The 23,284-nt window shown below is 46.7% G+C and carries 19 protein-coding genes; 8 read left to right on the top strand and 11 right to left on the bottom strand.

Annotated features, from left to right (window positions below; translation table 11 throughout):
* Positions 1-30: 30 nt before the first annotated feature.
* From NDI48_08375 to NDI48_08350, 6 genes are all read right to left on the bottom strand, one after another.
* Positions 31-1,698 (bottom strand): glycosyltransferase family 39 protein, encoded by a 1,668-nt coding sequence (locus NDI48_08375; GenBank protein MEP0831224.1) that lies wholly within the window; start codon positions 1,696-1,698, stop codon positions 31-33.
* Entirely contained in the window at positions 1,698-3,578 is a 1,881-nt protein-coding gene (locus NDI48_08370) for a glycosyltransferase family 39 protein (protein MEP0831223.1), read from the bottom strand. Before NDI48_08370 ends, NDI48_08375 begins: the two co-directional genes overlap by 1 nt.
* Before the next feature lie 261 nt (positions 3,579-3,839).
* A complete protein-coding gene (gene lptB, locus NDI48_08365; protein ID MEP0831222.1) occupies positions 3,840-4,568 on the bottom strand; it encodes an LPS export ABC transporter ATP-binding protein in 729 nt (242 codons plus the stop codon).
* A gap of 162 nt (positions 4,569-4,730) precedes the next feature.
* Entirely contained in the window at positions 4,731-5,210 is a 480-nt protein-coding gene (locus tag NDI48_08360; GenBank protein ID MEP0831221.1) for an organic solvent tolerance protein OstA, read from the bottom strand.
* 244 nt (positions 5,211-5,454) lie between these two features.
* The gene (locus NDI48_08355) at positions 5,455-5,940 is read right to left on the bottom strand and encodes a DUF309 domain-containing protein (GenBank protein ID MEP0831220.1); all 486 of its coding nucleotides are present in this window, start codon (positions 5,938-5,940) and stop codon (positions 5,455-5,457) included.
* Positions 5,941-6,038: 98 nt separating this feature from the next.
* On the bottom strand, positions 6,039-6,404 hold the full coding sequence (locus NDI48_08350) for a ferredoxin--nitrite reductase (protein ID MEP0831219.1): 366 nt from the start codon (positions 6,402-6,404) through the stop codon (positions 6,039-6,041).
* Between the two features lie 264 nt (positions 6,405-6,668).
* Between NDI48_08350 and NDI48_08345 the strand changes: the two genes are divergently transcribed.
* Positions 6,669-6,845 (top strand): pentapeptide repeat-containing protein, encoded by a 177-nt coding sequence (locus NDI48_08345; GenBank protein MEP0831218.1) that lies wholly within the window; start codon positions 6,669-6,671, stop codon positions 6,843-6,845.
* A gap of 363 nt (positions 6,846-7,208) precedes the next feature.
* Positions 7,209-7,583, top strand: a complete 375-nt coding sequence (locus NDI48_08340) for a hypothetical protein (GenBank protein MEP0831217.1) — start codon at positions 7,209-7,211, stop codon at positions 7,581-7,583.
* A 23-nt stretch (positions 7,584-7,606) separates the two neighbouring features.
* On the opposite strand, the gene NDI48_08335 is transcribed toward NDI48_08340, so the two are convergent.
* The gene (locus NDI48_08335; protein MEP0831216.1) at positions 7,607-8,764 is read right to left on the bottom strand and encodes a DUF58 domain-containing protein; all 1,158 of its coding nucleotides are present in this window, start codon (positions 8,762-8,764) and stop codon (positions 7,607-7,609) included.
* A 368-nt stretch (positions 8,765-9,132) separates the two neighbouring features.
* Here NDI48_08335 and NDI48_08330 point away from each other — a divergent pair, with 368 nt between their 5' ends.
* The 3 genes from NDI48_08330 (at position 9,133) to NDI48_08320 (ending at position 13,810) form a co-directional block, all read left to right on the top strand.
* Positions 9,133-9,759, top strand: a complete 627-nt coding sequence (locus NDI48_08330) for a DUF4388 domain-containing protein (GenBank protein ID MEP0831215.1) — start codon at positions 9,133-9,135, stop codon at positions 9,757-9,759.
* An 837-nt stretch (positions 9,760-10,596) separates the two neighbouring features.
* Complete coding sequence (hslO, locus tag NDI48_08325) at positions 10,597-11,502, top strand: Hsp33 family molecular chaperone HslO (GenBank protein MEP0831214.1); 906 nt, start codon at positions 10,597-10,599, stop codon at positions 11,500-11,502.
* Positions 11,503-11,764: 262 nt separating this feature from the next.
* Positions 11,765-13,810: a chromosome segregation ATPase gene (locus tag NDI48_08320; protein ID MEP0831213.1), complete on the top strand. Its 2,046-nt coding sequence runs from the start codon at positions 11,765-11,767 to the stop codon at positions 13,808-13,810.
* Positions 13,811-13,982: 172 nt separating this feature from the next.
* Here the strand turns inward: NDI48_08320 and NDI48_08315 are convergent, their stop codons facing one another.
* From NDI48_08315 to NDI48_08305, 3 genes are all read right to left on the bottom strand, one after another.
* Positions 13,983-14,237: a hypothetical protein gene (locus tag NDI48_08315; GenBank protein ID MEP0831212.1), complete on the bottom strand. Its 255-nt coding sequence runs from the start codon at positions 14,235-14,237 to the stop codon at positions 13,983-13,985.
* Between the two features lie 90 nt (positions 14,238-14,327).
* Positions 14,328-15,149 carry a TlyA family RNA methyltransferase gene (locus NDI48_08310; GenBank protein ID MEP0831211.1) on the bottom strand — a complete coding sequence of 274 codons (822 nt, stop codon included), beginning with the start codon at positions 15,147-15,149 and terminating at the stop codon, positions 14,328-14,330.
* Positions 15,150-15,171: 22 nt separating this feature from the next.
* Complete coding sequence (locus NDI48_08305) at positions 15,172-15,948, bottom strand: nucleoside phosphorylase (protein MEP0831210.1); 777 nt, start codon at positions 15,946-15,948, stop codon at positions 15,172-15,174.
* 228 nt (positions 15,949-16,176) lie between these two features.
* On the opposite strand from NDI48_08305, the gene ggt reads away from it, so the two are divergent.
* From ggt to NDI48_08290, 3 genes are all read left to right on the top strand, one after another.
* Entirely contained in the window at positions 16,177-17,751 is a 1,575-nt protein-coding gene (gene ggt / locus NDI48_08300; GenBank protein ID MEP0831209.1) for a gamma-glutamyltransferase, read from the top strand.
* A 128-nt stretch (positions 17,752-17,879) separates the two neighbouring features.
* Positions 17,880-19,376, top strand: a complete 1,497-nt coding sequence (locus NDI48_08295; protein MEP0831208.1) for an HlyD family secretion protein — start codon at positions 17,880-17,882, stop codon at positions 19,374-19,376.
* A 151-nt stretch (positions 19,377-19,527) separates the two neighbouring features.
* Positions 19,528-20,409, top strand: coding sequence for an aspartoacylase (locus NDI48_08290; protein MEP0831207.1), 882 nt, complete (start codon positions 19,528-19,530; stop codon positions 20,407-20,409).
* A 101-nt stretch (positions 20,410-20,510) separates the two neighbouring features.
* On the opposite strand, the gene NDI48_08285 is transcribed toward NDI48_08290, so the two are convergent.
* Positions 20,511-22,952: a S8 family peptidase gene (locus tag NDI48_08285; GenBank protein MEP0831206.1), complete on the bottom strand. Its 2,442-nt coding sequence runs from the start codon at positions 22,950-22,952 to the stop codon at positions 20,511-20,513.
* Positions 22,953-23,284: the final 332 nt, after the last annotated feature.

The following is a 23,284-nucleotide window of genomic DNA, read 5'->3' as shown; positions in this document are numbered from 1 at the left end:
TATACTCTGGCATTTAGAGAGGGCAAAATATCAAATACCATAAGGTCGAGGATAAGGTTTGAGCAGGTTTTTAGCCTGATAAACGTAAACGACTTCTGTCACTTCACCACCTCGTCGAATGGGTACCGTTCCAATCTGCTGTAGGCTACTAAAGTAAGTTTGATAACGTTCCATTAACTCTTTCTCTTGTTCAAAGCGGGAAATCGTGACATACAGCGCGTCTTTGCCCACCCATTGATCAGGTTTTGACCAAAACGCAAAACCCCGCATATCCGAACTAAAGGCCGTAATTGGGGTATGTTGCAAAGGCACTAGAGCCATCCCAATGGGTGCAGCGAGGTAATAGCCATTGCTGAATATAAAACTAGACTCCCGTAGCGCCTGACTCAGGACAGGGGATTCGGCAAAACCCCGCCGCAGTTGCTGAATATCCAGCAGTTGTGTAGAGGGGTCATCTTTAGCAGGCCAGAACCCTCCCAGTATGGCGTATTGACTTCCTTGTTGCAGTGTTCCCGTTGTCACATGCAACAGAGCTAGTAGTAAAGCTGTACCCACTACAATTCCTGAATTCTTCAGCCAGCGGTGTACCCCACGTCGAGATTGCTGCTGCCAGTGAACAGCACGTTCTCCTAAAAGGAGCGTGAGTCCCCAAAATCCGGGCATGGGCCAAGCGGGTAAAATTTGCTGGTAAGCTCCCATCAAGGTAAATCCTACCGTTAGGGGCAAGGACACCCATAAAATTAACAGTTGCTTGTGTCGAAAGTCTGCGGATACTGTTGAGGATTTCTTCGTAAAAAGTGGTCTAATTTGCTCTTGTACTGACCGCCAACTTATCCACCACAACGGCAACGCGAAGGTAGGGAACAAGTAAGCAATACCCTCTAAAAAGACAAGTCCTACCTTGACGAAATTGAGATCACGCTGTGGCACTCCCCGATTTAATTGAAAACCAAAAGATACCCACTCATGCTGTATATTCCAGAACCAAATGGGAAAAATGGTGAGGATAAATAAGGCGACCCCCTGCCATGCCCAAACGGAGAGAAATGCAGCACGATACCGTGAACTGGTTAAACAAAAAGCAAAAAGCCCAAAGCCTAAAATAAAACCGTGATATTTGCCAAGACAGGCTAAACCGACAAGGATACCGAGAAGGGCTAAGCGATAGCTTGGTTGGTAGGGAATTGAGGGTGAAGATTCTTCAGCTTCTAATCCGCTGTAATTTTGAGGGGGCTGCGGTTGGGGGAAAAATTCATGGGCGGCACAGTATAAACTGGCTGTCCAGAAAAACATCAGGGGGACATCGGGTAGAGTGAAGATGCCAAAGGCAATTTGAAAGATAGGAATAATGGAGGCGATGGCTAATGTAATTCTGGCGGCTTTTTCCGAGAAAAGTTTAGCGCTAGTTAAATACAGAAGTATCAAGCTACCGGTATATAAAATTAGCGTTCCCAGACGAATCGTAAATTGCGATACCTCTCCAGTCAACCAAGGGCCTAAACCTGTAAGAAGTGCGACTAAAACTGGATGATCGAAATAACTCCAGTCCAGGTGGATGCTGTAAAGATAATAGTAGGCTTCATCAAAGCCGGGGTAAAGCCAAAAGGCAACAAAACTCCGAAATAGCAGTCCCCCAAGTATCCAAAACAGTACGGATTGATTAGCTTTTTGAGCCAACCATTTCTGAACTTTCTGCATCAGAGAACCTCGGTCCTTGGTACACGGACTAACTGATAAATTCCAGCTTGACGAATCTCTTGGTACTGGTTCGGTTTTAAGCGGGTATTCTTTAGAGATTTGCGGGTGGTGATTAATAGTACAGAGTTAGTATTCCATTTTTGTTGTACCTTCTTGATCTCAGAGATGGCTTGAGAAGAGTCATGCACAAAAGTCACCTGTCGTTGTGTGTAAAAAACCAGACTGGGCTTTTCAAATCCCTCTGTAATCATCATCAACTTTTCACCGGGTGCTTCCACCTCCACCGCCGCCTCAGCCATTTGGCGCAAAGGAAGTTGGCGTTCAAGATCTACGATGCCTAAGGCGGGTAGGATGACAAACATTAAGAAGGCCACAAATCCCAAAAAGCTGACTCCCCACAGCCAGTAGGCTTGACGGCGTAGGAGTAAAATGATTCCTGCGATCGCACTGGCTCCCCAAATAACTGCGCCAACCCAATTTAAATGGTATTGGTCAATCAATACTCCCAAATTAGGCATGGAGGGGTCATCATTGAGCCAGTTGGGACAGTAGTAAGTTGCCCCTGCTAAAGCTGAAAAAATCACAATACTCAAGAGGCTCGTGAGTTTGAGATTATTGCCAGTTTGATGAAAAATTTGCCCTTGGACGATGCAATCGCTCCACCAAAGTGCCAGCAGAATGGCGGCGGCTGGCATTAACGGCAGGGTGTAGCTGAAGTATTTAGTGACGGCGACCGTAAAAAAGCCTAAGACAATCAGGAACCAAAACAGGGCAAATAATCCCAGATGGGTGGAACGCGGCGATTTTTGCCAACGCTGTCGCTGGAACACTTTAAATTGACCAATGGCGGCGGGTAAAGCAACGGACCAAGGCATAAAGCCAAGGAACATGACCAAGATTTGTTGGTACCAAGGCCCCCCATGCTCATTAACGACACGGGTGAAGCGTTCAAAATTGTGATATCCAAAAAACGAATTAATATAAGCCTCGCCGTTATGCAACGTCACCAGAATAAACCAGGGCAGGGTGATGGCCAGAAAAATCAAACCACCCCGCACGGGACGTATTTCCCCAAGGATTTCCCTGAGTTTGCCCACATAAAGCAGGAAGGCAAGGATAATCAATCCGGGTAGAACAACGCCCACAGGCCCCTTGGTTAATACAGCCAAAGCACTCAGGACGTAGAAGGCCAAATACCAACGTTCCTGCACCTTGCGTCGTTCCGGTTGAGCATAGCCCAGAAAGAAAGCCAGCAGCGTCCCTGCGAAACATAAGCTCAGTAACATATCGGAGTAGCCTGTGCGCCCAAAGAACAACGTTAGGGGGTTTAAGGCTACCATCGCGGCTCCTAGGCTGGCGACTAGCCAGGATTGCCATTGGGAGAGGGGGAGGGGGGGATTGGGGGAGTCGGGGAGTGATGCCACGTCCTTGTCCCTTGGATCTCCTTGTCCTATTTGTGCCCAGTCCCTTGTCCCTTGTCTCCAGCCCTGTTCAGGAATGCCAAAATATCGTAGGGTGTAGAAGCAAAAACCCGTCAGTGCCAAACCGGCAAGTGCGGAAGGGAGTCGGGCAGTAAATTCGTTGGTACCGAAGGTGAGAAAGCTAATCGCCTGAAACCAATAAATCAGTGGCGGCTTATCAAATCGAGTCACTCCGTTGAAATAAGGAGTAATCCAATCCCCCGTAACCGTCATCTGTCGAGAAGCTTCTACAAACAATGGCTCTGTTTCATCTAATAAGCCAGTGTTGCCCAAGTTCCAAAAGAAGGCGACGGAGCTTATCAACAGTATCCACGCCATTGACAGCACCCAAGGGATGGCTGGATGACGCTCCCAGGTTTTTAAACCTTGTGTAATTAGGCGATTAAAACTTAATTTCATGGAGTCTAGGAAAATCAGGGGGTCAGTCTTACTAGTACACCAGTAGACCACCAGGCCATGGACATAAACAATTCACATAGAAGTTTACGGCTTACTCGGAAAAGCCAAGTCGGCAGATTATAGCCATTCTCGATTGGATGGGGTACATTCTGACCTCTCTGCTTGTAGGAGAGAGGCTTTGATTCTTCTGATGTACAGGCGTGTAATTGAGAACTGCTATATGTCAAACCTAAGGAATGATAGTAGGATAAAATCCCAATACTATCGTTGAAATTCATCGCCGAGATAGTACTGCCGCACTAAGGGGTTAGCGTACAGTTCTTCGGTACTACCCGCCGCCAAGATTTGTCCATCCCTCATAATGTATGCTCGGTCGGTAATCGCCAGGGTTTCTCGAACGTTGTGGTCGGTAATTAAAATACCCATTTGGCGATCGCGCAATCCCGCCACCATTTTTTGAATCTCCGACACGGCAATCGGGTCAACCCCAGCAAAGGGTTCATCCAAAAACAAAAATTTGGGGCCTTCCATACCAGCCGCTAAGGCTCTGGCGAGTTCGGTGCGACGCCGTTCTCCTCCGGAAACTTGATTCCCCAGAGTATGGGCGACTTTTTCTAGGCGAAACTCAGAGAGCAGGTTACGCAGCCGCCAGCGCCACTCGTGACGAGGCACACCGGTTTGTTCTAGGACGAGTTTAATATTGTCGTGGACACTAAGGTGACGGAAAATACTCGCTTCCTGAGCCAGATAGCCAATCCCTAAATGCGCCCGTTGGTTGATGGGCAATGCTGTGATGTCCACATTATCGAGCCAAACAGTGCCCTGGTTCGGTTTTTCTAAACCGGTTGCGATGTAAAAGGTTGTGGTTTTTCCTGCACCATTGGGACCCAACAGCCCTACTATTTCCCCTTGGGCTACTGAAAGGTTGACACGTTTAACAATTGCCCGGTTGCCATAGGATTTATGAATATTTTCGAGAACGATTTTCAAGGATTTCACCTCTTAGGGGTTGGAGGTTATCAGCTTGAAGGTTATCAGGTTGAAAGTTATCTTTCTTACTTTGAACGTTTAACGTTCTAACCTTCAACTTTTAACGTTCTAACCTTCAACCCTACCGCCTAGACACTGGCTTGCTGACGGGGAGCTTGCATATTATCGGGGTTTGGGGGAAGTCGCGGACGGTGATCCAGGGGATGTAAGAGAGTCGGGGTCAGACATAATGTATGTGGATTCTACTTGTCGGTTGCTCTTCGGCAGTGCGATAAAACGACCCTCATCAATCAAGTAGGTGATCGTCTCGCCTCGCATACTATTCCCATTTTGCAAAACGTACACGTTGCCACTCAGGACGATGCGACGTTCGCGATTAAAGAATTGGGCTTGGGCGGCGGTTGCCTGAATTTGTCGGGCTGGGTAGTCGATTTGGACGTTACCCCGTGCCGTAATCACTTCCGTGGTTCGGTCAGCTTCTTGGACATCGGAACGGATGGTGATGGCACGACTATCCCCAGTTTGAGCTTGGGCGTTTTGTAGGTGGGGAATGGCGATCGCTCCGAGGCAGGTAGCTGGAAGCAATACCATTAAACCTAAGCGTCGCCTCAAGCTGTCAGAGAGTCGAAAAGAAGGCTTCATAGGTTCTACGGGTAACTGAGGTCAAAGATTGTGATGCTGCTGTGCCTAGTTTACAGAAATCCAGTACGAAAGCCCACGTCGTCTAGTTAGTGGGTTCAAGAACGCTTCCTGCGAGAAAAGGCTATAAATCTCTTGACGACCAGACACCTCCGGAAGTTTCTCGGCTCATGGTTGAAGGTTGCAAGGTTAAAGGTTCTAACGGCCTAAGCGACTAACCGATTCACTTTCAATTTACAACAGGTGTTTAAGACTCAACCCGCCCAATTTTTGGCAACCAACGGCTCACTGATTCACTGACTTCGTTAGAGCCACCAGTCTGCTCGGCTTCTAGCTGCTTGACAAAATCAGCCACTTGCTCTTGCCCTGACTCCTGTAGTGCCTGCAAAAGTTTGGCACTCTGGATTATTAAACTCGTAACATCAATTCCTTCATAGTCGGGCTGATAATCCCTCAGGCGTCCCAGCCCCTCACCTAACAAAATTACAGCACCGCGCCAGTTGAGATTAAGCAGATGATGGCAGGCAACGGCAATTTGCAAAACCCCTTGGTAAAATCGCTTTTGCGGCTCAACCGCTTCTATCCACAATGCTTCTAAGGTGTCGTGACAGGCGTAATACTCCTGTTGGTTAAATTGCTCAACACCCTGCCAAAATTCTTCAGGAAGAACATTCGAGGCGCTGCTATCCCCGTTTTGAGGGGGCAATGAGGAGGGTTGTGCGACAGGTGTCATGGGATTTTAGATGAGGATTGTAGATAGGCGATTGCCGATGGCTTAGTCAACTCCCCTGGGTGAATCCAGGGGATTGAGCCTTGAATATGGAAAGAAACTTAGCCCATGCTTTCTCGCACGGCATAAATTTCTTCTAGGCTTATCTCTTGTTGCTCACCGGCAAAGTCGTTATCCGGAGTCAAGAACAGCATACAGTGGCAGTCTTTGCGCTCACGCATAGGGATACAAGGGCAGTTCCAATAAGCGGCTTTGACTTCGGCCTGTTTGTCTTCATAGTGACGGCACGGGCACAAGGGAGAGCCAAGTTCATCTTTGTGTTTGGCGAGTCCTTCAATCACCACAGCCGTCACGGAAGGGTCAACACAGAAGTAAGTACCAGTCCGCTTGGCGTAGGTTTCAGAAAAATGCCTCATTGCATCCAAGTTTTTGTCACTGGAGAGATTATTGGCTGGTGAAGTACTCATTTAGTCAGGTTCGGCAGGTAAACAATTTTTTTGCATTGTAACGCAATGCTTTTACCCAACACTCACATGAAAGGAGAGGGGGATGGGGAGAGGGGGGAGGATGGGGAGAAAAACCTAAAAAAATACTGGTGGATTATTTCTGCCTGGGTACACCAGAAAAGTATGATGCATAGCTTAAGTAAATCGTGCAATCTCTCCGTTTAAATACGGATAGTTGTTGCCACTTTAGAAATATTCGAGGCAGAAAAGGAAGAAGAATATCATGTGGAGCTTTTTACCAAGTTTATTGGGTTAGCTCTCATGCTTGGCGGAATTGCATTCTTGAGTTCCAACGCCAACCTAGAAAAAGCCAACCTAAAAGATGCAAACCTCAATGGGACAATCTTGAAAGATGCAAAGCTCAGTGGCGCAATTATGCCCGATGGCACAGCTCACGAGTAACCTTTGCCTGGTTTCTGAGTCAGCACTCATAGCATATTAGCCTCATAGAAGAAAAAGCGATCGCATCCCCACACCCAAAGGAGCGATCGCATTTTTATTGAATAAAGAATATTAGAAAAGCCCCTACTCCCCATCAATCAACCTATATAAGACGAGAATAAAGCCTCAGTCAGGGTTACCTAACGAAGCCTTGATTCAAGGATAAAATTCTCTCACATAGACTTATAACTTATCTTTTCTAAGTAGAAAATATCTTCATAAATCTAAGCATAATGGCGTACCCTTTTTCAGGGTATTGGCGGAGTTAGATAGCGAAATAAATTTATTAATATATGTTTACAAGCACAAATTGAGCGAATAAACATGCTGTATTCTGAGTACCTATCTCTTAACCTCACCGCTTCAAAAGGTTGTATGAATCCCGGTAGCTCGAAGGAAATGTCTTGGAACAATATCAGATTACTCATCACCCAAAATGGAGTAACGAGTGTACACAATTTAGCCGGTGGTATTGAAAATATAGAAGAACATTTAAATAATCAGTTGAACCGCTATAAGCAGCAAGGGTGGCAAACGATTAAGGTTGAAAGACCCCAAGAAAGAATTCAAAGTCGTTATCCTACAAATAAAATCCATTGCCTCCTCAAGCGCTCAATCAGTTTACAGCCGAGGAATCGCTTTAAGCAGATCAGCCAAGACTCCGCTAAAACCGACCGCAATTTTTCAATCGGAGCTTAAGGGGAATATCAGCATTAATTTATCTATCTTAAAGCTTGCTGAAGCTGACTTTGTAGAGATTTTGCGGGGTCGATAACCACACCTAAATGACGGCGTTGCGCTGGAATTTCCGAGTCAGAAACCGATGCAACTGAAGGCCATAAGATCCAGCGACTACCCATAGGTAAAGTGTCGAGGCTAGGGGGATTTTGAGTAAGCCAAATTAAGGGAAGATTGGATGGAGCCTCTATCTCAGCCTCCTCTCCCGCCGTCGTTTCAGCAAGAGCCTCTAAAACCACTTGGTTGCCATGCAATAAGCCAGTTTTTGGCGTCCAAAGTTTCACGTTTAACTGACTACGCATCGCATAGAAGTACATCGATACGGCAGCAATAACCGCCTGTTCAAAGTCATCGGGACGCCAAACGGTCGAACTATCCAGACAGATGATAATTTCTTGAGAACCCGTGAACACCTCTAACTCCCGTACCTGTAATGCGCCGTAACGGGCACTAGTCCGCCAGTGAATCAAGCGGATAGGGTCGCCGACTCGATAGGGACGCAGTCCTCTGGTGATGTCTTCTGTAGCGGACTGAGAACGGCGATCGCTATAAAATTGGGCACTATCTTCTCTACCCATTTCATCCACTAAGGGGCAATGGGTGAGAGGTAACACCAGGGGATAGACAATAGCCCTAGCTGGTGCTTCCCAACTACGACGACACCAAAATAATCCTAGTGGTGTTGCGGTTCTAATCTGTACCTCGTGCCACCGATAGACACCGCGTTTTTGGGTGGGATAGTAGTCAACCCAACGATGGACACTTTGGGGCGCGATCGCTTCCACGGGCGTCTGCCTTGGTAACCCTAATGTGGATTGTAAAACGTCCCGAATTTGTAACAGGGATTTGGCATGAAAAGCTTGATTTTCAATTTCTAATTCAATGCAGAGATCGTCGCCTGCACTGACGGGTGCAATTGGGCATCGCCGTACCTGAATTAACTTGAGCGATCGCGCTGGCAGAACAGCCGCTACCACCAGCAGACCGAAAATCAGACCGCTAATCACATACAGCCACCCTGCCATTGTATTGCTAGCCGCTCCAAAAAAACACAGAGCAATTCCTGCTAAGAGGCAGCCAGCATAGGCCGGTGTTACCCAGTGAGTTTCTAGCCAGTCATTGATGCGATTAATGATGTTCATCTAACTTGAAAATGGGTAATCGGTAATGGATAATCGGTAATGGCTAATAGAAATTTTCATCCTTTGTTCTGATATTGTGAGCGCCAGATCATGGGGTTTTTGTACCTTTTTCCTGTAATTCGTTCCAAAGATAGATGAAAGCGGAGTCGAGACTTCTATCCCCTGGGTGAGGGTTATTCCATCTTCAGAAGGATAACTTTAAACTTCAAAAATTTTAACCTATTCTTAATGCAATCGACTTTCACCTTTCTAGGAAATCATTACTTCATCTGGGGTGGCATCATCAAGAGTTTAAGCCTGGTAGTTTATTGCTTAAACTTTTTAATCTTCTTATTAATTTGTATCTTTTTTAGGTTTAAATCAGAATTATGTGCCTTACAGGTTCCTTAACAGACTTATCCTTAGCAGAAATTCTTCTGTTTACCGAAAAAGGGAAGAAAACTGGCTTACTTACGCTTTTTACCGAACCCGTATCTCAAGCTAAATCCCTACCCGTTTACTATATCTGGGTGTATCAAGGTTGCCTTGTAGCCGGATCTCATCATTTGGATGAGCATGGCTTAGTAAGGCTGATTCATCAGCGCCAGTGGGTGAGTCCTCGCGTAATCGATAAACTCGCTCAATTATGTCCAACGGATAAGCCACTGGGCGTTCATCTTAAAAATCAAGGTGTTTTACGAAACTTCCAACTCAAACAACTATTTATTGCTCAGGTATTGAAGCCGATTTGTGACTTATGTAAACTCCAAAAAGGCCAATTTGAGTTTGTGCAAAATGTACCTTTACCCATGCGGGAAATGACGGGATTGAGTGTATCGGCAAGAGTGCCAGCCCTAATGGCACCCAATGATACAAAAACTTGGCGTCTTAAGCAGTGGGAACCTACCTTTGCTCCTAGAGTTCGTGCCGTGAATTCACGGAATTCCAACTCGATTAAACATCCCTCTGCTCTACAGGGAGTTCAACAGACTGAGTTAAGTCGTGTATTCGCCTAAGGGGTTCCCTGAAGTTCACGGGTTCCAACCTTTTATAAGTTCTTTAATCCATCGCCCTAGTTAATTTACGGACTCAAGACACATTTTCTCTACAGTTCTGTGAGGAATTTAGCGGGGTGTAATCCAAGCCGAGAGTTCTACAAAAAGGGTCGATACTACTAATAATCAAAAGCACCTGTGAGGCATAATAGTCGTCTTTAGCTTGCTGACAAGCTTCCTTCATAGTAGATGTTTTTAGCTGTAAGTATCTGGATGAGCCGTCAGCAAACTCGCAGAACACATGGAACAGCATTCTACTTAAACTCCTTAGTAAAATTTTACTTAATTAGAGGATTTTCGCCGGAATCTGAACAGCAGAAAATTAGTGATGTAAGAGTAGCTAAGCTCATCTCTTACACCAACTTCAGGCCATTTTTTTGTAAAACTGGTGTTTAACGCAGAACACAACATTTTTCCCTAAAGGATGCTTCTCAAGCAGGCTCTTCGTTAACACTCTTTTTACCTTACCCATTAGTTAATTCCACTGGCTTCTACTTTTAGGAATAAATCAGGTATGCTTTCAGAAAGAATTCCTATTTATTAGTCATAGGTCGAGGACCTGTTTGGCCAACTGAATGGTATTCTTTCGGCGTAGATTCCTGCCGCTCCAGGGATTTTTGTCGCTTATCTAATGCATTGATTTAAGGCAAATTTGTTAATACTTCGGGCTTGAGCGACCGCAATTGACCGTCCTCAGTCTCATCTCCGGTTCATCCCCAACGGGACGCTACGCTCCACAGGAGGTCTTCTCGGCAGATAAGATAAAAGAAGGACTGTTAAGAAGTGTAAGGATCGTTCATGGCTGATCAGTTAATTCGCGCCACAGCGGCGGAGGGGGGCATCCGAGCCGTCGGCGTCATTACCACACGCCTCACTGAAGAAGCACGAATGCGTCACAAACTCTCCAGTGAGGCAACAGCGGCCTTAGGTCGCACGATGGCTGGGGGTCTATTGCTAGCCTCTAGCATGAAGCGAGAAGGGTCGAGGGTGAATATTCGGGTTAAAGGGAATGGCCCCTTGGGGGGAATTCTCGTTGATGCTGGATTAGATGGAACTGTGCGGGGTTATGTGGACAACCCATCCGTAGAATTGCCCCTGAATGAGCGAGGCAAACTGGATGTAGGTGGTGTAGTAGGCCGTGAGGGTTACCTCTACGTTGTGCGAGATGTAGGCTATGGTTACCCCTATTCCAGCACCGTGGAGCTGGTATCGGGTGAAATTGGTGATGACATTACTCATTACCTCGTGAATTCCGAACAAACGCCATCCGCTCTGCTTTTGGGTGTATTGGTTGGCACAGAAGGGGTTAGAGCATCTGGGGGATTGCTACTCCAAGTTCTCCCCAAAGCCGCCAGAGATGAAGCCTTAGTGCAAACACTAGAAGAACGTGCTCAAATTATTCAGCAGACAGGACTGACTTCTCTTTTAAATGTAGGCAAAACGCTGCCAGAGATTTTTGAAGAGCTTCTAGGCGATATGGGTTTGGTGATTCTTCCAGAAATCCAGATGATACGCTTTCACTGTGGTTGTTCATTCGATCGCGTGTTAGGTGCGCTGAAGATGCTGGGCGAAGCCGAACTTCGGGATATGATTGAAAAAGACAACGGAGCTGAAGCTACTTGCCATTTCTGCGGGGAAGTTTACCAGGCGAGTTCTGATGATCTGGCGCAGTTGATTGAAGATTTGCGGGCTGAGTCTGTTTGATAAATGTACGGATCAGGAGTGGGGAATCGAGAAGGGGTAAACGTAAGGAAACGATGGCTTTGCGAGTACAAGCCTTGAATGTCAGTCGTAAATCTTTCGATCGGGGAAGGCTAAGGTATTCTTTATTGGACGTGCTTCTTCCCCAGTCTCCATTCTTGACGCCTCTCAGTATAGGTAGCTTTTTCTGTCTGAGAAGGGTAGGATGGCAACTACTGAGGGTGTAAAAAGCACGCTGGAACAGGCATTGCGCGTGGTGTGAGTTATGACCAGAAATCGAGAAATTCCCGACAGTTGGCCTCCCTCCAAGTCTTCGCAGCCAGGTCAGAACCCTGAGTGGCAAGGCACGAGTAGAGCTTTTGGTGCCAATCGTCCTTTGGTTAATCCTGGCAGAGGAGTACCCGATGCGCCAATCGCTGACGGGTATGCAGTTCCTCAAAATTTGGCGGCACCGGGAGTGACTTCGCCCCCACCCCCAAAAAAACGGCGGGAGCCTAAACGAGGATTCCCCCGGCCTTGGCATTTTGGGGCCTTGTTAATTGTGCTGTTTTCCGGTGGCGTGGGATTTATTGCCATAGCCCTGTTGTTGAAGTTGCCCGCAGTTCCCAACTGCCCTGCCATATTCTGGCCGACCGCTTCGGCGTCGATGCGCCTTTATTGCGCTCAGTTGGCTGCAAACAAGCAGACAGCCGAGGACTTGCTAGAGGCAATTGCCTTAGTAGAGGCGTTGCCTAACAATCACGCGATGCGGACAGAAATCAATCGTAATATTGAACAGTGGTCACTCGATATCTTGAGAATCGGTGAACAAAAGTTCCAGGCGGGGAAGTTAAGTGAAGCGATCGACATTGCCAGAAAAATTCCCGATCGTGTCTCGGCTCACAATTTAGTGGAAAAGCAAATCGACCACTGGCAGACGATTTGGTCGAAAGCTGAAGGCATATTTAGCAAAGTTGAGCAAGAGCTGAGGCAGTCAGACTGGACTCAGGCATTTAGAGAGGCGGTCAAATTAACCTCAATCGACAACAAATACTGGGCCACGACCAAGTATGACCAAGTGGCGAAAAAGATTCAGGTGGCACGGGAAGATAGTGCCAAGCTGGATAAAGCTTTCCAACTGAGTCAGAGTGGGAAAGTCGATGATATCTTGGAAGGCATTAAGCAAGCGGAGAAGATTTCCCGTGAAAGCTATGCCTATAAGGAGGCTCAAAATTTAATTGCTGAGTCGGGCAAAAAGCTGGTGAAACTGGCAGAGGCTCGACTAGAACAGCGGAACTGGGAAGGTGTTCTGGAAATTGCCAATAAGATTCCTCCCAGCGTTAAATTAGAAGACCAAAAAGCCGACTTGATCGATTTGGCACAAGCTTTATCGACGGCGTCATCAGGAACGAGTTCGGATTTGGAAAGAGCGATCGCTTTGGCGCAAAAGCTACAGTCAGGTCGCCCCTTGTATAACAAAGCACAGGGATTCATCGGTCGTTGGCAGCGAGAAACGGAAGATGTGACAAGACTGGAACGGGCGCGAATGTATGCTGAGTCGGGTCTGGTGCCAGACTTGAAAACAGCGATCGCAGAAGCCAATCAGATTCCCAATGGCAATCCCCGCTACTCCGAAGCGCGTAAGGAAATCGCACGCTGGACGGCTCAATCTGAGACGATAGAAGACCAGCCCTATCTCGACCGTGCTGACCAAATCGCCAGTTTTGGCGGGGCTGCCTCTTTACAAGAAGCCATTCAAGAAGCCAGTCGCATTGCTCCAGGTCGCACTCTGTATAAGAGAGCACAAGGCAAGATAGCTAAGTGGACTGACACGATTCAGCGCGAGCAAGACCAGCCGTTCCTCGACCAAGCACGTATTCTGGCAACGAGTGGTAATCTGCCCGACGCGATCGCGGCGGCTCAACAGATTAAAGCCGGACGGGCACTCTACAAAGAGGCACAAAGTGAAATCAGAGGCTGGCAGAGGGAAGTTGAGGGTCAGCAGCTTTTACAACAAGCTTACCAAGCCGCGACACCCGGAACCCCAGAAGCTCTCTCATCCGCTATTCGGTTGGCGAGACAAGTTCCTAGTTCTGCGACGGTTAAGGGGGATGCCAGAACCTCAGTGAATCGATGGAGCGATCAACTCTTATCCATGGCCAATGATCGGTCGTTGTACAATCTCAATGAAGCGATTGAAATTGCCAGAATGATTCCCTCTGGAACGAATGCCTATGATTCAGCTCAATCGCAAATTCAGTCCTGGCAAAGGAGTTTAAACCCACCCCCTCCTAGTCCTGTAGAACTTAGCCCATACAATGAAGGCTTTTAAGGAGGCGTCCAAAAACAAATCCATGATGTGTAGGGGCACGGCATTGCCTATATTGTGCGTCAGCCAAGATGTTACTAAAGCCTTAGCCCCTGCTGAAAATGGCGAAATTATTTTTGGACAAACCCTAAGTTAATTTAATATCGGCTTTTTTAACACGGGGAATTTTCAAACCTTATGGGGCGGAACTGTCGGCGGCATCACTAGACGAATCTATTTCAGCTTTTGCACGGCTCAACATGGATTCTTTGACATGTTCATCATGCCGACGTTCCTGTGCGATCAACTGCCGTGCATGTTGTTGAGTCAGGTTATCCTGAGCCGGATTATGCACCTGTGCCTCTGCACGATTCAACATGGCTTCTTTGACATGCTCGTTGTGCTGACGTTCCTGCGCGGCTAACTCCCGCGCTTGTTCTTGTGTATTCATCGTGTTCCTGTGTGATTAACGGCTAAAACGTTCTTCTGTACTTAATTTCACCTCTTTTTCATTAAACTGTAGCGAAATTTACAGAAAACTTCACGAAGATGGGAATTGCCGAAAGTGAGAAACCGCTAACTGAGTAATTTGTTTAACTGCCGCCAAATCAGGAATTGGGTTTTGGCTATCCATGCCTAACCAGAGAAGATACTCGATATTACCCGCAGGACCAGTTAGGGGCGACCAAGTTAAGCCCTTGTATGCCCAGCCTAGGTTTTGGGACGATTGTAAGACTTGTGCGATCGCCAAAGCATGGTCATTCGGATCGCGCACCACACCTTTTTTCCCAACCCGTTCACGCCCCACCTCAAACTGTGGCTTCACCAGCAACACCACCTCACGCGGTGGTTGTAGTAGATTCCACAACGCCTCTAGAATTTTCGTCAGGGAAATAAACGAAACATCCACAACCCCCAACTCCGCAAGTTGGGCATCACCGTACAACTCAGCCGGTTGCAGATGGCGGAGATTGGTGCGTTCTTTCAAAATGACCCGTGGATCATTCCGCAACGTCCAGGCAACTTGTCCATAACCCACATCCACGCCGTACACTTGTTTGGCTCCAGCTTGCAGCAAGCAGTCGGTAAAGCCGCCGGTTGAGATACCCCCATCGAGGCAGATGCGCCCTTCCACAGGAATGGCAAACTCTTCTAGGGCTTTGGCAAGCTTTTCCCCACCTCTGGAAACATAAGGCGATTTCTCTTTAATCTGAATTTCTGCGGTGGTGTCAACCTCGGTTCCCGGTTTATCAATCACCTGCTGGTTTACCCTCACTTCACCCGCACGAATCAGCCGTTGCGCCAGTTGTCGTGACGAGCAAAGGTCAAGTTCTACTAATAATGTATCGAGTCGTTGTTTCAAACTTCTAATTTTTTAGATATAACTATTGGATTAAATCGGTAGCCGCACGTAGGGCAACCGCGATCGCATTTTTCACCGCAACATCTTTTTGTTCCAGAATAACCTTCTCATCAGCGCTGCGCTGAGCCACTACAGCGCAAACGCAAGCGGCGGCAAACTTATACACTCCCGCCATCTTAAATAGAGTGCCGCATTCCATCTCATAATTCAACACATTCAAACGGCGATATTCTGCCGTGATACCTTGGAGCGATCGCATTAAATAGGGATTAGCTGAATCTGTGCGTTCCTGTCCTTCGTAAAACGTATCCACCGACGCCGTAATTCCTAGGTAATGCTCAACCTCTAATTCCTCTGCTGCCTTAACTAAGGCTACCGTGAGAAATGGGTCAGCAACAGCGGGATACTCAATCGGAGCAATATCATTTGCCGCACCCTGGCGACATAATGCTCCCTTGCTAATCACAAGTGCCCCGACTGGCACATAGGGTTGAATTGAGCCGCAAGTCCCGATCCGAATAATTTGCAGAATCCCGACTTGCACCAACTCATTGACTACAATACTCAGGGAAGGGGCACCCATGCCACTGGTAGCCGATAAGACTGGACGACCGTTTGCTAAGCGACCCACATAACTATTCAGTCCGCGATTTTCCGATAGCAGGCGCACATCCTGCAAATGTTCTTGAGCAATCAGACGGGCGCGTTCTGGAGCGCCGGATAATAGAGCGATGGTGGGAGGGTGTGAGCCAATGTCATCTCGCCCAAAGCCAATGTGATAGAAACTGTTGTGAGTCATAGCGTTGTCAAGAGGCGAGCCGCTAATACCATTTCTCTGTAGCAATCCACTTAATTGATTACCTTCTATAGTCCCCCTTAATAAGGGGGACGGCGACAGCCGGGGGTTCATAAAGTGCAACGTCATCGAGAATTGATATAAGATGGCATCCTGATTAAAAAATGAAGGAATGAATCATTCTATCAATCTAATAAGTCGCCGTGTTCTTGCTTGGGGATATCAAAATTTATGAGCCAAAAAACTCGCGGTGTCATTGCGGCTGGGCATGAAAAGACAGCCGAAGCTGGGATTGAAATGTTTCGGAACGGGGGAAATGCGTTTGATGCCGCTGTTGCTGCTATTCTTGCTTCTTTCGTTGCCGAACCAGGACTTACCTCGGCGGCAGGTGGAGGTTTTCTTCTAGCGCATACTCAGGAGAACCAAAACATTCTCTTTGATTTTTTTTCTCAAACCCCACGTTATAAAAGAAATCCGAACGAGATTAACTTTTACCCAGTGGAAGTCAATTTTGGGGTTGCCGTGCAAGAGTTTCATATTGGACTGGGTTCTATGGCAGTTCCCGGAAATCTTGCCGGAGTGTTTCACGTTCACCAAAAACTCGGTAGGTTGCCTTTCCACGTAGTTGCCGAGCCAGCCATTGATTATGCCCGAAATGGTATTCAATTAAATCCATTTCAATATTATTGTTTAGCGGAAATTCTGAAACCTATTATTACCACCCATAAAGGAGGTCAGCAAGTTTTTTCCCTAACGGGTGAGCCACTTGAGTCGGAAGGTCTATTAAGGATGGTAGATTTTGCCAATACCTTATCCTATTTAACTGAAAAAGGTTCCCAAGAATTTTATCAGGGAGATATTGCTCATCAGCTCGTTCAAGATTGTCAAGATTTTGGGGGATACTTAACCTTAGAAGATTTAAAAAATTATCGAGTCATCGAGAGAAAACCCCTAATCATTGATTATCGAGGTAATACGCTCCTAACTAATCCTCCTCCTAGTTCAGGGGGTATTCTAATTGCTTTTGCTTTAAAGCTGTTATCAAAGATTGATTTATCTCAATTTAAATTCGGTAGTCTTCCCCACTTGGAAATTCTGGCTCAGGTCATGTGTTTGACGAATGAAGCTAGAAAGGATGGATATGATTCTAATCTTTACCAAGAAAACGTTGCCGAACGTTTTTTAGCGGATGAACATGTTTTGCCCTATACAAATCAGTTAACAGAGACGGTGAATAAATGGGGAAGTACAACTCATATTAGTGTTTTAGATGGCGACGGAAATGCGGCCAGTGTGACCACTTCTAATGGTGAGGGGTCTGGATATGTCATTCCTGGTACGGGCATTATGGTTAATAATATGCTGGGCGAGGAAGATATTAATCCTCAGGGATTCCATCAGTGGCAAGAAAACAGGCGGATTTCTTCCATGATGTCTCCTACCATAGTATTAAAAAACAATCAACCGGAGATTGTCCTAGGAACAGGCGGCTCTAAACGAATTAGAACGGCAATTCTACAAGTAATTTCTAATATTTTAGATTTTAAAATGCCTGTGAATCAAGCCGTAAACAGCCCACGAATTCACTGGGAAAGTAATGTTTTTAATATGGAACCGGGATTGGCAGAGGAGGAAGTTAACAAAATACGACTGCCTGCTAATCAACAATTAGTGAGATGGCAAGAACATAATTTATTCTTTGGTGGCGTGCATACGGTACGGGAAACGGATGAAGGGTTAATGGAAGGTGCTGGCGATCGTCGTAGAGATGGAGTTGTCGCCAGTTTCGGCGGAATCCACAGCTAGACTTGAGTCAACCAACGATAACTTACGCTTGTCTTTTATATGGATTGCTCACCTGACTAAAATTACTGGGCTGAGAATGGTGCAAGATCGGAGGTATAAAAAAGTAATTTAAATCAGCATCAAGTGTTATGCAATTTCCCCTAATTTCTTCTCCAGCTCAATCTCGACAGACGAGAGAGCGATTAGCCAATCCGGAAGACGAGCTATCTTACGAACTCGGTAAGGCGGTACAAGAGCTACCACCCCTCTACACGCGACTGTTAGCTGGCAGTATTAGTCTCTTGGTGTTTGGCGCGATCGCATGGGCGCACTTTAGCCTAGTGGATGAAGTGGCTGTGGGTCAAGGAGAATTGCTGGCTTCGACCCAAGTGCGACCCGTGCGATCGCTCGGTGATGGTACGATTCGGGAGGTGAAGGTGAAAGAAGGCGATCGCGTCCAAAAAGGTGAAATCCTCGTCGAACGAGATTCCGGCCTCCCCCAAACCGAAGTTGACCGCCTCGCCAAATCAGCCAAACTGATTCGAGAAGATTTAAGTCGTCTCGACGCCGAACGTAAGGGAGAGACAACCGCCGGAACATCGTTGCAAGACCAACTCCTCACCTCGCGTCTACGCAACTTTGAAGCTGCTAAAGCCGCAGCAGTTGCCGAAGCCAATCGCCAACTGGCGGCGATCGATGCCGCCAAAGTTCGTCTCACCCGATTGCAAGACAACCTTGCGAATGCCAAAATCAACTTTACCAATTCCCAAACTAACCTCGCTAATGCCAAAGAGCTGCTGCCGAAAACACAAGAAAACCTTGCCAACGCCGAAAAAAGGGTAGAGTCCTACAAACCACTTGTGAATTCTGGTGCTGTCCCTCGACTCGATTACTTAGAGGCTCAAGATAGACTCGTGAAAGCGCAAGCCGATGTGACGAGGACGCAATCTGAGATTACCAATGCCAGCGATCGCGTCACGGAAGCTCAAGACAAAGTAACCTCATTAGAGAAAGACATCGCCACCCAACAGCAAGAAATCCGTCAAGCTCAAGAAGCCTATCAAAAAGCTCGGAATGATTCTACCCGTGTTGGGGCGGAGCGTAATAGTGAAATTCTCACTCAACTCAACAAGCGCCGGGAAGAACAGACAACGGTTGAAGGTGAACTAGAGCAGGCCAAAAAGCAACAAGAACGGGAAACGATTGAAGCTCCAGTTGCGGGTACTGTTTACAGTATCAAAGCCACGAAAGGGCCTGTACAAGCGGGTGAAGAGTTACTCTCTATTCTTCCACAGGGTGAAGAATTGGTGTTAGAGGTTAAAGTCCTCAACCGAGATATTGGATTTATTCGGCAAGGAATGAAAGCGAAAGTCAAGATGGCAGCTTTTTCCTTTCAAGAATTTGGCACGATTGAAGGAGAAGTGGTTAAAGTTAGCCCCAATGCAATTATTGATAAGGAATTGGGTTTGGTTTTTCCCACTCGAATTAAACTACATCAGCATTCAATCAATGTGCGTGGTCAAGAAGTAGCCTTTACTCCGGGGATGGCAGCTACGGGAGAAATTGTTACTCGAAAAAAATCTATCTTGACATTTTTAATAGAGCCTGTCACTCGGCGATTTAGTGAGGGATTCTCGGTTAGATAATAACTAACTAAGATTTATAACTTAAAAATTTAGATTTCTATTACAGTTATAATCTTTTGATAAAAAAAGTATTGGACATATAGTAAAACCCTCGTTTAGTGTGGTTGTAATAAAGCAATCGTACTCCAGCAGGAGGTTAGGTATGGAGGGTATGCAGCGAATTAGTCGGGTTGCAATCGTTGGAGGGATTCACGGAAATGAATTGACAGGGATATACCTAGTCAAGAAGTTCGAGCGATTTCCTCAGCTCATTCAGAGAGCGACTTTTGAAACCTTTACTTTATTGGGAAATCCTCAAGCTTTTGAGGTAGGCAGACGATACATTGATAAAGATTTAAATCGCTGTTTCCACACACAATCGCTACATGAATCAACACTTTCTAGCTATGAAGAACGCCGCGCCAAAACGATTTATCAGCAGCTAAGACCACTTGGTAAAGCCCCAGTTGATTTGATTATAGATTTGCATAGTACAACCGCGAATATGGGTCTAACGCTGATTTTGGGTAACAGCCATCCTTTTAATTTGCGATTAGCGGCCTATCTGAGTTCAATCAATCCTTTAGTTAGAGTTTATAATGGCACACAATACGGTCAAAAAAGTGCCGTCTTGAGGTCTCTGTGTGAATTGAGTTTTTCCATTGAAATCGGCCCTGTCGCTCAAGGTGTTCTGGATGCCGATTTTTTTAATAAAACAGAGGAACTCATCCATGCCATTTTGAATTATTTAGAAAAATATAATCAAGGAAAAGTACTGCCTAGAAACTCCGTTCTCACTCTCTATCAATATGTGGGAAGCATTGATTATCCCAGAAATGAAAATGGGGAAATTCAGGCTATGATTCACCCTCAGCTTCAAGGGAAAGACTATGAAGCCCTTAATCCAGGTGAACCAATATTTCTAACATTTGAGAATCAAGTTATTGCTTACGAAGGGGAATCAATCGTCTATCCCATCTTCATTAATGAGGCCGCTTACTACGAAAAGGGCATCGCGATGTGTTTAACCGAAAAATATCAGTTAACCGTTTAGAACTCGGACGAAGAAATGAGCAATCCTTGTCATCAACAGGAATTCCTAGGATTGTGTAGCAGGAAGAAGAAAGTTTCTCCTCCCTACCCTATTAGCTTTTGCTAGACAGTAATACCTGTCGGATTTGCTGTTTTCGTCAGGATACTCTCAACTTCAGCCGGCGTGAGGTTAGGATTAGCACTCAACATGAGCGCTGCGACACCAGCTACATGAGGAGTAGCCATGGATGTGCCGTTAAAGGAGCTATACGTGTTACCTGGAGTTGTAGAGTAGATATTCACTCCCGGAGCAACGACATAATCCAGTGGTGGGATACTCGCTTTGTTGGAGAAGTTAGCCATCGTGTTCGTGCTATCTACCGCCCCGACGGCAATTCCCCATTGGTTCGCCAAGTTAGCAGGATAACTCGGTTGACTGGCAGATTCATTTCCTGCTGCCATAACCACGACTGAACCTTTGGCTGTGGCATATTCAATAGCATCTTCTTCCTCAGAAGAATATCCTCCTCCCAAGCTGAGGTTAATCACATCAGCGCCGTTATCGGCTGCATAACGAATCCCAGCCGCAATGTTTGACACAGACCCAGAGCCACCTGCATCCAGTACCCTCACAGCCATAATCTTGGCATTGTAGGCGACGCCAGTGACTCCGAAGTCATTCTTTTCTGCGGCAATTGTACCCGCAACATGGGTTCCATGTCCTTGCTCATCCATCGGATTGTTGTCATTAGCGACAAAATCCCAACCCCGGACATCATCTACAAAACCGTTGTCATCATCATCAATGCCGTTGCCTGCAATTTCACCCTCGTTGACCCAAATATTGCCATCCAAGTCAAGGTGGGTGTAGTCAACACCGGTATCGATGACAGCGACGACGATGCCTTCACCCGTGAACCCTTGTGCCCAAGCTTCGGGAGCCTTAACCATATTAAGACCCCAATCATTCTGCCCACCAAAATAGTCAACATCAGCGAAGGCACTGTCCTGTCCATCCGCACTCGCTACAGCCGCTGCGGCATCAACCAGACCATATCCGTAGTTGAGGTTATAACCTTCAGGAAGTGTGAAAGATTGCGTTGTGAGGGTGTAGTTACCAGTCACACTCGCTCCATAGCTTGTAGCACGAACAATGTAATCAACACCCGATTCCACAATAAAGGCAAGCTGGGAATTTCTACCCTTGGCATCATCATTGAAGGCTACAATTTGCCCAGTATCAGCATTTACAACTTGCAAGTAGGCATCAAAAGCCGAGTTCATGTTGACCTGCACCGCCTGACCAACTGTCAGATTGGTCAACAGATAGCCATCGTAATAGCTGCCGGGGCGCAGGGAGTTGGCAGGGTCACTATTCACGAGGGTGCCGCTAAAAGTCTGGCTGCCGCTGATGGGAGTGGCGGAGGTAAGATCACCGTTGTTGGTAACTAGGCTGTATGCACCCGTAGCCCCCAAGGCAGAACTCGTCGCCCGCACAATGTAGTCAACTTCGGCTTGGGTTGTGAAGGTTAACTGGGAGTTTGTCCCACTGAAATTATCGTTTTCGGCGACCACTTCTCCAGTAGCAGCATTCACGACTTGCAGGTAGGCGTCGAAGGTAGGAGAGTTGAGGTTCAACTGTACCGACTGACCCGCCACCAAATTGGTCAATAAGTAGTCATCGCGGAAGGTGCCCGTGCGAGTTGGGTTCGTGGGGTCTGTACTATCTAAGGTGCCGCTGAAAGCCTCGGCTGAGCTAGTTGTAAGGGTGTAAGCCCCAGTAGCAGCCCCGGCAAAACTTGTGGCTCTCGCGATATAATTCACACCTGTTTGTGCTGTGAAGTTGACCTGGGAGTTGAGAGTGCCATTGGCATCATCGTTCTGAACGACCACTTCTCCGGTAGACGCATTCACGATTTGCAGGTAGGCATCAAAGGCACCGGAGTTCAGGTTTACCTGTACCTGCTGACCAGCCACAAGATTGGTCAACAAATAGCCATCATAGAGACTACCAGCGCGCAGGGAGTTGGCGGGGTCGGTGGTGACAAGGGTGCCACTAAAGGTCTGGTTGGGATTGATGGAAGTAGCGGCTGTGAGATTACCGTTGTTGCTAACCAAGCTATAGGCACCGATAGCACTTGATCCATAACTCGTGGCTCGAACAATGTAGTCAATACCCGCTTGTGTTGTGAGGGTTAATTGGGAGTTGAGACTATTGAAATCATCGTTATAGGCAATCACCTCTCCGGTGTTAGCATTCACCACTTGCAGGTAGGCGTCAAAGGCAGCAGAGTTGAGGTTCAACTGCACCAACTGACCTGCTACCAGATTGGTCAATAGGTAGTCATCACGAAAGGTTCCAGAACGATTAGGATTCGTGGGGTCTGTGCTATCTAAGCTGCCATCGGTAACACCAGCGGTATTGAAGGAACTACTCTGGGAAAACTGTCTTAACTGTATGGGTTCTGTGAGTTCCTCTGAACCCTGTAACGGCAGTTGCCATGTTGCTGGTGTATATAACTCGTTACGTATACCGTGATGGGATTTTTGTAAGCTTTCTAACATCGTCTTGACTTGGGTAGATAAGAAGAAAAAAATCGACTAAGTAACTAGGAGAGGGATCGATTCTCCTGTCTACTGGGTGGGTTAATACAGCGTATCTTTCAACGTTTGGGTGGAATAAATCTCTTGCAAAAGTTAATGGTCGCTAAGCAGCTATAGTATTTATCTCCAGAACTTTGCCCCTTATGCAAGAAGACTAATTTTCACCGATGCGTCCCTGAGTGAGGATACAAAAGTGGGTTTCTTTTCCATAAGAAGCTGGTGCCCCTATAGGCTGGTCAGCGATTCATCGGGAAATTACGCAACATGTTATAAAAATTCACATCAATGGTTGG

The sequence above is a fragment of the Microcoleus sp. AS-A8 genome (assembly GCA_039962225.1).
Taxonomy (GTDB): Bacteria; Cyanobacteriota; Cyanobacteriia; order Cyanobacteriales; family Coleofasciculaceae; genus Allocoleopsis.
The sequence above is the reverse complement of the archived record's forward strand: the minus strand, read 5'-3'. Positions and strand labels throughout refer to the sequence as shown.